Genomic DNA, 13245 nt, shown 5'->3' on the forward strand with positions numbered 1-13245 from the left:
TTCAACATGGTGAACCCAAAATTAACAGCACCAGAAGGACCGCCAAGCGATGTGGAAGGAATCAAAGAACGAAGCAATTACTTGCGGGGCACCTTGAAGGAGGTCATGCTCGACCGGATCAGCGCGGGAATCCCAGATGATGACAATCGTTTGATGAAGCATCATGGCAGTTACTTGCAGGACGATCGCGACCTTCGCAATGAGCGCCAGAAGCAAAAGCTTGAGCCTGCCTACCAATTTATGCTCCGTGTCCGGCTTCCAGGAGGAGTGGCAACACCTTCGCAATGGCTTGTCATGGATGAACTGGCTGACAAATACGGGAATGGCACGCTCAAACTGACAACACGCGAGACATTCCAGATGCACGGCATCCTGAAGTGGAATATGAAGAACACAATCCAGGCCATTAATAATGTTATGCTTGACACCATCGCTGCCTGCGGTGATGTTAACCGGAATGTCATGTGTACAGTGAATCCGCATCAATCGGAAATCCATTCCGAGGTTTACGAATGGTCAAGGAAGCTGAGCGATGATTTACTTCCTCGTACCAGGGCATATCATGAAATCTGGCTGGATGAGGAAAAAGTAGCAGGATCGCCTGAAGTGGATGAGGAAATCGAACCAATGTACGGTCCGCTGTACCTGCCCCGGAAATTCAAGATTGGGATCGCCGTTCCGCCTGAAAATGATGTGGATGTGTTTTCGCAGGACCTTGGCTTCATTGCGATTGTCGAGGAGGGCAGACTGGTTGGCTTCAACGTGGCAATTGGGGGCGGCATGGGAATGAGCCATGGCGACAGGGAGACCTATCCGCAGCTCGCTAAAGTGATCGGCTTCTGCACGCCAGAGCAGATTTATGATGTGGCTGAAAAGGTAATCACGATTCAGCGTGACTATGGAAACCGTTCTTCCCGCAAAAACGCCCGTTTCAAGTATACGGTGGACCGATTGGGCTTGGAGAATGTCAAAGCAGAGCTAGAAAGCCGTCTTGGCTGGAATCTGGAGGAAGCGAGATCGTATCACTTCGACCACAATGGCGATCGCTATGGCTGGGTGAAGGGACTAAAAGGAAAATGGCATTTCACCATGTTCATTGAAGGCGGCAGGGTGGCTGATTTCGAACACTTTAAGCTGAAGACCGGCTTGCGTGAAATTGCCAAAATCCATAATGGAGATTTCCGGTTGACGGCCAACCAAAACCTGATCATTGGCAATGTGTCCGCACAAAAAAAGAAACAGATCATTGCTTTACTGGATCAATATGGCATTGGAGATGGCAGCCAGCATTCCGCTCTGCGTCGTAGTTCTATCGCATGCGTAGCCTTGCCGACTTGCGGGCTGGCGATGGCCGAAGCAGAGCGCTACCTGCCTAAGCTAATCGATAAGATTGACGAAATCATTAATGAAAGCGGGCTTCGCCAACAGGAAATCACGATTCGCATGACCGGCTGCCCGAATGGCTGCGCCCGCCACGCACTTGCAGAAATCGGCTTCATTGGGAAGGCGCCAGGCAAGTATAATATGTATCTTGGCGCTGCCTTTGACGGCTCCCGCCTGAGCAAAATGTACCGTGAAAACATTGGCGAAGATGAGATTCTGAAGGAGCTCCGCTCTATTTTGCCGAGCTATGCGAAAGAAAGGCAGCCAGGAGAGCATTTTGGCGATTTCGTCATTCGGGCTGGCATTATTAAAGCCACCACCGATGGTACTAATTTTCATGATTGATAAGAATAAGACAGGAAGAAAATCCTGAATGAGACTGCAGAGAAACTCGGCAGTCTTTTTTTATTCTGGTTTTTTAGTGGGGATGGGAAGTGGCCTGGTTTGAGCAGGTTGGTATTCGGACAGGACGGAAGGGAAAGCATGGTGTGTTGTCCGAAAGAGGGCGGCATTCGGACAGGTCTGGAGGGAAAGCGTGGTGTGTTGTCCGAATGAGGCTGGTATTCGGACAGGATTGGGGAGAAAGCATGAAGTGTTGTCCGAAAGAGGCGGGTATTCGGACAGGACGGAAGGGAAAACAGGGTGTGTTGTCCGAAAGAGCCCGGTATTCGGACATGATTCGAGAAAAAGTAAGGCCCCAAGTCCTAAAGAGCACCTTATTCGGACAGGAGCCGGAAAAAGGAAGGCTCCAAGTCCGAATCATCTAATGCACTTATCATTTTCAAAAAAAGCAGAAGCTTAAAAGCTATTTCAGAGGCCTCTCCAGGGTGAGGATTTCATCCTCCAATGATGCATATTGCTGTTCCAATACATTCCTGGCATCCTGGACGGCGGCATTGTAGAAATGGGGTGCAAGTGATTCCTTAATGAAATCAAGAACCCTTTCCGCGGCAAACTCGGTTATTTCCTCGTCCCTTTCCTGCGAAAAGAAGGTTTGAATATCGGAAATCATACGCTGCTGTTGCTCTTTTGACAATTTATAAAACAATTAAAACACACCTCTCTTTAGCTAATCTACAATCACTATAGTATGAATACTTGCCAAAATACAGGCTGGTATTTATTCCGCATCTATGGCAGACCACTTATAGTTTGAATTCCTAATACAATTTTAATCAGGCATGTCGAAATTTGGCTAAAGAATACGTATTGTGATAATTTTCATAATAGTTTAAATTTGTTAGTAAGTAATCACTAACTGGAAAGAATGTGGAACTAATGACTGCTAAAGTAAAAATGGATACAAAGGAAAAAATCATCGACCAGGCGAGGGCGTTGTTTGCAGAGCGGGGGTACAACGGTGCAACCACCTCGGAAATCGCCAGGCGAGTAGGCGTGTCGGAAGCGGCTCTTTACAAGCATTTCAAAAGCAAAAAAGAAATTCTGCTTGCCTGCATTACCCCCTCGGCGCCAGTCAAACAAGAAAGCAGCATGGAGCCTTCCGCCAAGGAAATTGTAGCGGCAAGGGTCGACCTGGTCCGAAACAATCTTGACAGCTTTAACATCCTTTTCAAGGAATCACTCCATCATCCTGAAATTGCGCAACTGTTCCTGGAGCAAGTGTACATAAAGGACCGAAGAATGGAGCAGCTGATAAGAAAATTTCGCAAGGGAGATTTATCTCCGCAAAAAACACTTATTTATGAACTAGGAATCACAAGTGCGATCTGGTCGGTCCTCAACTATCAAAAAATCCAGGGGCAGAATCAGCCTGGCAATCCGGGAGGGGATATGGCCGAGGAAATGGCTCATTTTCTTTTATATGGGATTGCTGGCCATCAGGAAGAACAAGAGGAAAATACGCAATAATTATGCGGTAAACCGCTAACATATAAAGAAGTTTTGGGGGAGATTTTGTATGGAAAACCTGAAGATGATGCCTCAGCCGAAAAAGTATGGGCCGCTTGGAAATGTGCCCTTGCTTGATAAGGAGGCACCCACACTGTCATTCTGCAAATTCGCAAGAGAATTGGGACCCATTTACCGATTTGAGTTTTTCGGAGGATTTTCGACCATTTTCATTAGCAGCCAAAAGTGGGCAGCTGAGGTTTGTGATGACAGCAAGTTTGATAAAAGTCTTGCAGGGGGCTTAAGTTTTGTCCGGGCTTTTGCGGGAGATGGTTTGTTTACCGGCAAGACACAGGAGCCTAATTGGCAAAAGGCGCATAACATATTGGTTCCTTCCTTCAGCCAGCAGGCCATGAAGGGCTACCATTCCATGATGGTGGATATTGCCCTCCAGCTTGTGCAGAAATGGGCACGACTAAATCCTGGCGAGAGCATTGATGTCGCAGATGATATGACCAAGCTTACACTTGATACAATTGGCTTATGTGGATTCAACTACAGGTTCAACAGTTTCTACCGCGTGGGCCATCATCCATTCATTCTGAACATGGTACGCTCCTTGGATGAGGCGATGCAGCAAAGCACGCGCATGCCAATTCAAACCAAGCTGATGTTCTCGAAAAAGAAACAGTTCGAACGCGACATAAAGGAAATGTTTGCACTGGTTGACAAACTGATAGCCGATCGTAGGGCTAGGGGCGATCAGGGGGAAACAGACCTGCTGGCCAGAATGCTGAGTGCAAAAGATCCACAGACAGGCGAACAGCTGGATGACCAAAACATCCGCTACCAGATCATCACTTTCCTCATTGCGGGGCACGAAACCACAAGCGGATTATTGTCTTTTGCCCTTTACTTTCTGCTGAAGCATCCGGAAGTACTGAAGAAGGCCTACGAAGAGGTGGATTCCGTCTTAAGCGGGCCTGTCCCCACATTCAAGCAGGTGTTGGAACTTAAATACATCAAAATGATTTTAAATGAGTCACTAAGGCTGTATCCTACAGCTCCGCAATTCACCCTTTATGCAAAGGAGGATATGGTTCTCGGAAACCAATATCCTATTAAAAAGCGTCAAAATGTAGTTGTGCTCCTTCCCGAGCTTCATCGGGACAAGGAAGCGTGGGGAGAGGATGCTGAAGAATTCCGTCCCGAGCGGTTTGCCGATCCAAGCAAAGTGCCTCATGATGCCTTTAAGCCTTTTGGCAATGGCCAGCGGGCGTGCATAGGGATGCAATTTGCTTTGCATGAAGCGACTTTGCTGATTGGCATGATACTAAAACATTTTCAATTGGTTGATCACACTAATTATGAGCTGAAAATAAAACAAACGATGACCTTAAAGCCTGACAATTTTACAATGAGTGTCCATTTGCGGAACCAAAACAGCCTCGAAATGCTTCCTGTTTCAGCTAGTCAGAAAACAGTAGAGGAAAATGAAAAAAGCCGCATCAAATTCAAGGGAGCCGATCACACTCCCCTCCTGGTTCTTTATGGCAGCAACATGGGAACGGCAGAGGGCATCGCGAGAGATTTGGCTGACAGGGCAAGTGAGATGGGAATTTCAAGTGAAGCGGCCTCTCTTGATAGCAAAGTGGGCCAAATTCCAAGCAATGGAGCCGTCCTGATTGTCACATCTTCCTATAATGGAAAGCCTCCTAAAAATGCCCGAAAGTTTGTGAAGTGGCTTGATGAGCTCGGACCGGGGGAACTAAATGGGGTAAAGTTTGCTGTGTTTGGGTGCGGCGACAGAAACTGGGCAAGCACGTACCAGAGTGTGCCGGCTCATATCGACGGGCTGCTGGGCAAGCTTGGCGCAGAACGCTTTTCCGTTCGGGGTGAAGGAGATGCCAGCGGTGGGTTTGAAAGCCAGCTTGAAATATGGAAGAAGCAGATCATAAAGGACGCGGTTGGCAGCTTTGGCCTCGAGTGGCAAGGCGGTGAGGCCGTATCACCTAAAGCGTTGAGCATTGGGTTTGTGGAGGGAAGTCCTGTTGGACATGAGGCTAAGGAAAATGTTCGTCAGCTGGATGGAAAGGAGCTCGAAAAAGTCCTTTCAGAGGGAGATGTACACCATGTTTCCATTGTTTCTGAAAACACACCAGAAGATGTCATCCGCGTCCTAAAGCGCTTTAGATTGAATGGCAATGCATCGGCCATCCTGAGAGCTCATGGAGTCAGGTTGAAGCATCTGCCGCTGGAAACAACGCTGAATCTTTACGATCTTATCAGGCAGAGTCTTGACTTGAAGCGTCCTGCCACAAAGCAGCAAATAGCCCGGCTTGCGAGCCTTACTGTCTGTCCGCCGCATAAACGTGAGTTGGAGGAAATGATTCAGGATGGGGTCTATGAATCCCGCGTTGCCGCCAACCAAGTGACAATGCTGGACTTAGTGGAAAAGTACGAAGCCTGTGAACTGTCGTTTGAGGAGTTTGTTGCCCTGTCTGTTCCAATTGAGGAAAAGTTATACAATGTGATTAATAAAGAAAATTTATGTGTGGTGTAAGACGTTCAGCCGGCAATTTTGCTGGCTGCATTTTTTTGAAGCTGAAAAGCATTGATTTTTAACAGGTGGTATTAGATAGGGAAAAACAAAAAGGAAAGGCGGCCGAGCCTTTCCATAGGTATTGGTCTTATTAACTGCGCTGGATGGTCGAGGTGGAGAAGCTTTTAATCATCCGCTGCAGATTTCGGTGTCCTTCTCTAAGTTTAACGGTTTCTTCAATGATTTTCTGGAAGCCTTCCAAATCTCGGTCAGACGCATTCAATAAGGACTTTGGCAGTATTTCCACAAGCTGTTGAAGATTCAATTCCGTGGCCATTATTTTTTACCACCTTTCCACTTATTAGCTGGACACTTCTACTAACTTATTTTTAAAAGCTTGGGGTTTTTCCTGCAATTAATGTAAAAAACTTTTCTACATTTCTCAGCAATTTTTGTAGATAAATAGTACCATAAAAAGCACATGTTTTGTTTAGTTAAAAGATGAAGGGGAACAGACTGTAAAAAACAATTTTTGGGGGGCCACATGTTCTCATTTGATTGGAACAGCATAGGAAGAATTTTAGTTGTAGGAAGCCTTGCCTATTTAGGTTTGGTATTGTTTTTAAGGATTTCCGGAAAACGCACGCTTTCAAAGCTGAATGCTTTTGACCTTGTAATCACCGTATCAATTGGTTCGACATTGGCGACCATTCTACTGGACAAAAAGGTTTCCCTGTCTCAGGGACTTACGGCCTTTTTTGTGTTGATCATGCTGCAGTATGTTATAACCAAGAGCTCCGTGGCATCAGATACTGTCAGCAAGCTGATTAAGTCGAATCCAACCGTATTATTTCTTGATGGAGAGTATATAAAAAAGAATATGGATAAAGAAAGGGTAAAAAAACAGGAGATTCTCCAGGCTGTACGCTCACAGGGGTTGGCGTCAATGCAGCAGGTAAAAGCGGTCATTCTTGAAACGGATGGCAGTCTGAGTGTTATAAAGGACACAGATACAGGTGAAGAAGATGCTATCAAGCAATTTAGGTGAATCTGGGCTGGAGACTCTTAAAGCAAAACGTCCGCTTCAAAAGCTATTGAAGCGGGCGTTTGTTTTTGTCACATTCAATGTTTTGGTTCTTTGCCGCTGACCAATCCTGCTACATCGGTATAATGGACCTAATTGCAAGATCCCCATGACTCAGCTTTGAGGGTTTATGGTAAAATAAATCTTGTTCATTTATTTTTTTTATTCGAATATGAAAGGACAAACAGAATGAAAGGCAAGACGAAACAGGTTCAAAGGAATTTTACAGTAGCGATGCTTGCGTTCGCGGCTTTTTTCTTTTTTGTATTATTTGATAATTTTATAGAGTTATATAACCGGCATCAGTTGGAGATAGGGCCGGCTCAAACCGATGAGTTTGGCCAGGTGGCGAAATATACGCCTCTTTTGGAAAGGGAACTGCGCAGCGTGGGATTGGAAGAGCATACGGTGCTGCTGGCAGCTGTTATGCATCAGGAAAGCAAGGGTAGGGGCGGTGATCCAATGCAATCATCGGAATCGGCCGGTATGGCACCCAATTCCATCCAAGATCCTGAACTTAGCATCAAATACGGCGTGAAACATTTCCAGAGGGCGGTTGCGCGCGGGCATGAAAAGCAAGTTGATTTTCCAGCTATTGTCCAAGCTTACAATATGGGACTGGGATACATTGACTTTGTTGCAGAAAGAGGCGGCAGGCACAGCGAGGAACTGGCCAAGCAGTTTTCCATGATCCAGGTAAACAAAAACCCCGAAATCTATAACTGTGGCGGCGACAAAAGCAATTTTCGCTATCCATATTGCTATGGTGACTTCAGTTATAGCACAAAGGTGGCAGGTCATATGGAAAGAATCGGGTCTACCCAGGCTGTCAATGCAGGGATAAAAACAGAGGAGAGTTCATTCTAGATAAATGGATTAAGAATCCCAAGTAAAAAACAGTGCCGTGTTATTATGCAGGCACTGTTTTTATTTGATAATGGGGTATGCAGGAAAAAAATGAAAGAATTAAAGGGATTTGCTATTTTCAATGAGAATAGTTTACATGAAGTATTTTTCTAAAAAGGGGGCAATGATATGGCTTTGTATCCAATCCACCAGATAAGGGCCAAGTTCCCGGCACTGGGCCGGACCTATATTGGCAGGGGTGCTGTCTATTTTGATGGACCTGGGGGATCGCAGGTGGTACAGGGATCAATTGACGCGATTGTTAGGTATATGAGCAATGGAGGAGCTAACCTTCATGGCCAATTTCCTAGCAGCCGTGAAACGGAGGAGTATATCCAGCAATCGAGGGAGATTGTTGCCGACCTGCTGGGAGCAAGGGCAGAAGAGGTAGCTTTTGGGCAAAACTCTACATCGCTGGCTTTTGCCATAGCCCGTTCGCTGAGCAGGGATTGGCAGGAGGGAGACGAGATTGTCCTTTCTGAATTGGATCACCGCTGCAATGTGGATCCATGGCTTTCGGCTGCCATGGAAAAAGGAGTAAAAGTTCGCTGGCTAAGAGTCAATCCTGAAACCCTGACACTGGACATGACGAATCTGGATGCCGTGATCAATGAAAAAACCGTTCTTGTCGCTGTCACTCTTGCTTCCAATGCAATTGGCACGATACCAGCTGTGGATAAAATTGTCCAGCGTGCCAAATTATTTGGAGCGCTTGTTGCAATGGACGCCGTCCATGCAGTTCCGCATTTTGCAGTTGACCGGGAAAAGCTGGGGGCAGATATTCTGCTTTGTTCGGCTTACAAATTTTTCGGGCCACATGTGGGAATTGCGGTTATCCGCAAAGAGCTGTTTGCTACCCTAAGGCCATATAAACTAGAGCCTGCACCTGATTATAATCCCGACAAGCTTGAAACAGGAACGCAAAATTTTTCAGCCATTTCGGCCGTCAAGCCGGCCATTGAATTTATAGAAAACCTTGGCAGCGGAGATACCAGACGGAAAAGAATTCTTTCGGGCTATCAGGCTATTGAAAAGCATGAGAACAAGCTGGCCCATCTCATTCGTGAAGGACTTGGGAACATACCTGGAATCAGAGTCTATCAGGCAGCATCAGAGGTCCCTAAAACGCCAACCATTGCCTTTCAGGCGGAAGGAATCCTGCCATCCGATTTTTGTAGGCGGATGGCGGAGGAACATGGCATTTTCGTGGCAGACGGCCATTTTTACGCGACGACGCTGGCTCAGCGTCTGGATGTGATGGATAGCGGCGGATGGATTCGGGCTGGCATGGCTCCGTATAATACCGTTGAAGAGTCAGAGAAGTTTGTAAGCGCAGTTAAGATAATAATGAAGCATCCCATAAACAGATAAGTGACCGGGATGGCGCCAGCTGTCCTGGTTGAATAAAAACAAACCATTAAAGGCAGGAGAACGATATGAAGCAAATCATTGCGATGGGCGGAGGCGGTTTTTCGATGGAGCCGGAAAACCCCCTGCTGGATCAGTACATATTGAAGCAGTCCCTAAAACCTAAGCCCAAAATTTGCTTTATTCCTACAGCCAGCGGTGATGCCGAGGGCTATATTTCCAAATTTTATGCTTTTTTTGAAAAGCAGGAATGCGAGCCATCGCATTTCTCTTTGTTCAGACCCCCTTCCCGTGACCTGGAAAGCTTTTTGCTGCAGAAGGATATTTTGTATGTCGGAGGAGGAAATACGAAAAACATGCTTGCGCTTTGGCGGGAATGGGGAGTGGACGCCATTCTCAGGAAGGCCTGGGAACAAGGCATTATATTGGCAGGGKTGAGTGCCGGATCTCTTTGCTGGTTTGAGGAAGGTGTGACCGATTCTTACGGAGATCAATTGGAGCCCATTATCGGTCTTGGTTTTTTGAGAGGAAGCCATTGCCCCCACTACGATGGCGAAACTGAAAGACGGCCTGCTTACCACAGGCTTGTGTTCTCACAAATCCGGGGCGGAATCGCGGCAGATGACGGGGCAGCCGTACACTATATCGACGAAGGGAGAAGCAAAATCGTCAGCTCGCGTCCTAATGCCAAAGCGTACGAAGTTTGGTATGATGGAAAGATATTCGAGCGGGAGCTTGAGACAGAATATTTGGGTGGGTAGCAATATGAACGCGTTATATATAATGGCCGGAGGTTTCGTCGGGTCCATTTGCCGTTATGTCCTGGGAGAATGGATTTCTGTGGGAAGTTTCCCGTTTGGGACACTGCTGGTCAATCTGGCTGGCTGCTTTTTTCTGGGCTGGTTTCTAACATATGCAAGCAAAAGGGGGACAATCAAAGCAGAAACAGCATTAATGATTGGCACAGGGTTTACTGGATCGTTTACGACTTTTTCGACTTTTGCCACTGAAACAGCTGTCCTGGCTGGAGAATCGCTGGCTGAAGCCTTGCTGTACATAATATTAAGTATCGGGATGGGAATCGTTTTTTCCTTCCTTGGGTATATGGCGGCTGACGGAAATGGCCTAAAGGGGAAAACAGGATGATTTGGCTGGTTGGACTTGGCGGCTCCCTCGGTGCTGCCGTTCGGTACTTTCTAGGTGTCTTTGTCAAAAAACACTATAGTAGACTTGGTTCTTTTCCTCTTGGTACCTTTATCATCAATATGACTGGGTCTTATTTGCTAGGTATGCTGCTGAAGTTTCAAATGGAAAATTCCCTTCCGGCCTGGATTTGGTTTTTCCTTGGGATAGGGTTCTGCGGGGCATATACGACCATGTCGACCTTTGGCTATGAAGCATTAGAACTTCTGAAGGCAAAAAAATGGCTTATGGCAGCATTTTATATCGTTTTCACCGTCGTCCTGGGACTGTTGGCAGCTGGCCTTGGGCTATACCTATAAGTAAAAAAAGCAGGGAGCCCCCTGCTTTTTTTGTTTAAAGATTTGTGAATTGATATCCGCGGGCCCTGATTTCCCTTATCAGATTTGGCAAGGCCTCGAGTGTCTGCGGAAGTTCGTGAAGCAGGATAATTGCCCCGTCCTCAAGATGTTGGACAACATTTTCAACGATTTGTTCCGGATTGTTTTTAAGTTCCCAGTCCATGGAGGAAATTTTCCACATGACGGGAATGAGGTTAAGAGTTTCGGCGACAGCCAGTGTATCGTTATTGTATTGTCCGAATGGAGGGCGGAAGTAGGTAATTTCCATTCCTGTAATGCTCTCCATTTTCTCGACACTGCCAGCAATGTCAGCGTACTGTTCATTAAAAGAAAGCTTGGCAAGATTTACATGCTTTGTTGAATGTGTACCAATTTGATGCCCATCATCCAATACCCTTTTCCATGGACGCTGTTGGAATAGCAGTCGCGATTGCCAAAAAAATGTGGCAGGGACCTTTTCTTTCGACAGTATGTCGAGGAGAGAGGGAAGCACTCTTCCGGGGCCATCATCGAAAGTCAGGACGACCGACTTCGTTTTTGGATTTTTTTTGGTTGTTATGACCTGTTCATTCATGGAGTGGTACACGACCCTCGAACTGTCGACCACTCATGGGCTTTTTTGCATATAAAAGCCTCCCTTTTATTTAAATGCCATCGTATAAAGGCGGATAAGCGCTTCGGCTTCATCCTGTTTGCCATGGTTGGTGGAAATATGGTGCCGGGCACGGTTTCCCAGCCTTCTCCGAGTCTGCTCTTCGGTAATAAGGCGGCGGGCGAGCTGCAGAAAGTCTGTTTCTTCCCTGTAAACATAGCCAGTTTCATCATGAGTGACAAGGCTGAGGTTGCCGTCATTGCCAGAAACCAATACCGGAATTCCGGAAGCCATGGCTTCTATAATGGCGGTTGATTGTCCCTCCGAGTGTGAGGTGTTCAGCACGACATCTGCATGTTTGTACATTGGGCCCATTTTGCTGTGTGGGACTTGGCCAATATATTCTGCCCAGCTGCTGTTTTCTGCAATGAGCTCTTTTACCAATTCGCCTTCTTCCGGCTCAATGATCGGTCCGGCCAGCAAAAGGCGTATAAAAGGAAAATCATTATGAAGTTGTTTTAATGCATTAATGGCAAATGGGATATTTTTGACCTTCCTGATGCCAGCCGGCAGGAAAAACTGAAAGAGACCATCTTCCTCACTCCTCGTCTGCTGGCTTTCCGCAAACTCAGTAATTCCCTGCTGAATGACAAATACTTTTGAGGCTATATCCGGTATTTCGGCAAGCAGAAGATGTTTCGCTTTTTCGGAAAAGACATGAACCGCTTTTGCCTCGCGAATACACACAATCACATCCTCTCTTTTTTTAGAATGGAATAAATCATGATTCAAGTCAGTTCCGGTTATCGTGATAATGTAACACTCAATTTTCAGGGGTAAACTTTCTTTGAATTTATAAAAAAGGTAAGCGTGGAAACCGTGTACCAGGTCTGCCTGAGGAAAAGACAGGTACTGCTTATTGTCGGTAATGGAGACGATTTCTGTCTCGACACCATGTTTTTTTAGTTTTTCTGCAATTCGCTGTACCGTCACAGTGTTCCCGCGCTGCTGATGATAGTTCGGGGTGGCTAAAACAACCTTCATTAATTCACTTCCTTAAATCTTCTCCAGGGCTAAAACAAAAAATTGAAAGCAATTTTTTCAGCCAGATGTATTAATTGATTACGTTAGTATACTACAGAATGGCGTTAACGGGAAAAGATAAAACTTTGTTTAAAAAGGGGCTGCCATACAATAAAAATCCAACAACCGCCTAGTAACATAAAACAGATTATATGTGGAAAACTAGGACCACCACAGATTGCTGGGAGGTCAAAATGGATAATAAGGATAAACTGGATCTGCTTCTGCGCGAATATGGATATCCGGATGAAGCCATTACAAGGTTTATGGAAGAAACACAGGCGCTGGACTTTGAAGAAGCAAAAAAAATCATCATGCCTTATCGGGATATCACGGCATCGCGAGTGGATCCTGATTCTTACTAGTGGAGAGAGCAGCCTGGCCACAGTGCCAGGCTGTTTTGCAGCAAATTAAAAGAAAAATGGAAAGGAAATGGATTATGAAAATTAAAATTCCGCTTGTTGTCCTTCTGTTTCTGCTGTTTAGCAGCAGTCTTAGTCCCTGCAGAGCAGAAGACATCAACCCTGAAGATTTGGAAAAGGTGACGCTTAGCCTTTTGCACCCTTCCGTAGTGGAAGGCTTGGAGGAGCATTATGGAGGACTGGCGCAGTTTGAGAACCTTACACTCGTAAAAATAGTTCCGAAGCAGCTGCCTGCGGATTTGAAAGATGATTCTTCTTTTAAAAGCTCAGGATCAGCATTTGAAATTACCGTCCAGCTTGATGTTCTCACAGCCAAAGGAAAAGAAGAAGTGACCATGATCTTAAGCAATGATACTGCAGCAAGTGGATATGAAGTTGCAAGGCTTGAAGTGAAGCAGAAACCGTAGATTGGTCACCTGGAATTCCCTGGTGAATTGGGCATGGAAACAGTAAACCCATCATATAATGCGCGTAAC

Annotated in this window: 15 protein-coding genes; 11 read left to right on the top strand and 4 right to left on the bottom strand. The window is 46.0% G+C overall.

From position 1 onward, the window contains the following. Positions 1-6: 6 nt before the first annotated feature. Positions 7-1728: an assimilatory sulfite reductase (NADPH) hemoprotein subunit gene (gene cysI / locus ADU22_RS16470; RefSeq protein WP_053363131.1), complete on the top strand. Its 1722-nt coding sequence runs from the start codon at positions 7-9 to the stop codon at positions 1726-1728. 460 nt (positions 1729-2188) lie between these two features. Here the strand turns inward: cysI and ADU22_RS16480 are convergent, their stop codons facing one another. Next, positions 2189-2431 (bottom strand): DUF2164 domain-containing protein, encoded by a 243-nt coding sequence (locus ADU22_RS16480; protein WP_053363133.1) that lies wholly within the window; start codon positions 2429-2431, stop codon positions 2189-2191. A gap of 230 nt (positions 2432-2661) precedes the next feature. Between ADU22_RS16480 and ADU22_RS16485 the strand changes: the two genes are divergently transcribed. After that, positions 2662-3252, top strand: coding sequence for a TetR/AcrR family transcriptional regulator (locus ADU22_RS16485; protein WP_053363134.1), 591 nt, complete (start codon positions 2662-2664; stop codon positions 3250-3252). 49 nt (positions 3253-3301) lie between these two features. Continuing rightward, positions 3302-5794, top strand: coding sequence for a cytochrome P450 (locus tag ADU22_RS16490; protein ID WP_053363135.1), 2493 nt, complete (start codon positions 3302-3304; stop codon positions 5792-5794). Positions 5795-5924: 130 nt separating this feature from the next. On the opposite strand, the gene ADU22_RS16495 is transcribed toward ADU22_RS16490, so the two are convergent. Further along, a complete protein-coding gene (locus ADU22_RS16495; protein ID WP_053363136.1) occupies positions 5925-6110 on the bottom strand; it encodes a hypothetical protein in 186 nt (61 codons plus the stop codon). Positions 6111-6317: 207 nt separating this feature from the next. Between ADU22_RS16495 and ADU22_RS16500 the strand changes: the two genes are divergently transcribed. From ADU22_RS16500 to crcB (ADU22_RS16525), 6 genes are all read left to right on the top strand, one after another. Further along, complete coding sequence (locus ADU22_RS16500; RefSeq protein ID WP_053363137.1) at positions 6318-6821, top strand: DUF421 domain-containing protein; 504 nt, start codon at positions 6318-6320, stop codon at positions 6819-6821. Positions 6822-7046: 225 nt separating this feature from the next. Further along, complete coding sequence (locus tag ADU22_RS16505) at positions 7047-7724, top strand: lysozyme family protein (protein WP_053363138.1); 678 nt, start codon at positions 7047-7049, stop codon at positions 7722-7724. A 168-nt stretch (positions 7725-7892) separates the two neighbouring features. Then, the gene (locus ADU22_RS16510; RefSeq protein WP_053363139.1) at positions 7893-9134 is read left to right on the top strand and encodes a cysteine desulfurase-like protein; all 1242 of its coding nucleotides are present in this window, start codon (positions 7893-7895) and stop codon (positions 9132-9134) included. A 65-nt stretch (positions 9135-9199) separates the two neighbouring features. Then, positions 9200-9892 (top strand): Type 1 glutamine amidotransferase-like domain-containing protein, encoded by a 693-nt coding sequence (locus ADU22_RS16515; protein ID WP_053363140.1) that lies wholly within the window; start codon positions 9200-9202, stop codon positions 9890-9892. A gap of 4 nt (positions 9893-9896) precedes the next feature. Further along, positions 9897-10277, top strand: coding sequence for a fluoride efflux transporter CrcB (crcB, locus tag ADU22_RS16520; RefSeq protein ID WP_053363141.1), 381 nt, complete (start codon positions 9897-9899; stop codon positions 10275-10277). Then, positions 10274-10633 (top strand): fluoride efflux transporter CrcB, encoded by a 360-nt coding sequence (crcB, locus tag ADU22_RS16525; protein WP_053363142.1) that lies wholly within the window; start codon positions 10274-10276, stop codon positions 10631-10633. The genes crcB (ADU22_RS16520) and crcB (ADU22_RS16525) overlap by 4 nt, the downstream gene beginning before the upstream one ends. 34 nt (positions 10634-10667) lie before the next feature. On the opposite strand, the gene ADU22_RS16530 is transcribed toward crcB (ADU22_RS16525), so the two are convergent. Together ADU22_RS16530 and ADU22_RS16535 are read right to left on the bottom strand one after the other, a co-directional pair. After that, entirely contained in the window at positions 10668-11279 is a 612-nt protein-coding gene (locus ADU22_RS16530; protein ID WP_231687899.1) for a polysaccharide deacetylase family protein, read from the bottom strand. Between the two features lie 33 nt (positions 11280-11312). After that, positions 11313-12308, bottom strand: coding sequence for a glycosyltransferase family 4 protein (locus ADU22_RS16535; protein ID WP_053363143.1), 996 nt, complete (start codon positions 12306-12308; stop codon positions 11313-11315). A gap of 233 nt (positions 12309-12541) precedes the next feature. On the opposite strand from ADU22_RS16535, the gene ADU22_RS24735 reads away from it, so the two are divergent. Then, the gene (locus ADU22_RS24735; RefSeq protein ID WP_156324375.1) at positions 12542-12712 is read left to right on the top strand and encodes a hypothetical protein; all 171 of its coding nucleotides are present in this window, start codon (positions 12542-12544) and stop codon (positions 12710-12712) included. A gap of 74 nt (positions 12713-12786) precedes the next feature. Continuing rightward, positions 12787-13176: a hypothetical protein gene (locus tag ADU22_RS16540; protein WP_156324376.1), complete on the top strand. Its 390-nt coding sequence runs from the start codon at positions 12787-12789 to the stop codon at positions 13174-13176. Positions 13177-13245 lie beyond the last annotated feature (69 nt).

It is taken from the genome of Bacillus sp. FJAT-27251, assembly GCF_001273925.1.
Classification (GTDB): Bacteria; Bacillota; Bacilli; order Bacillales; family Cytobacillaceae; genus Mesobacillus_B.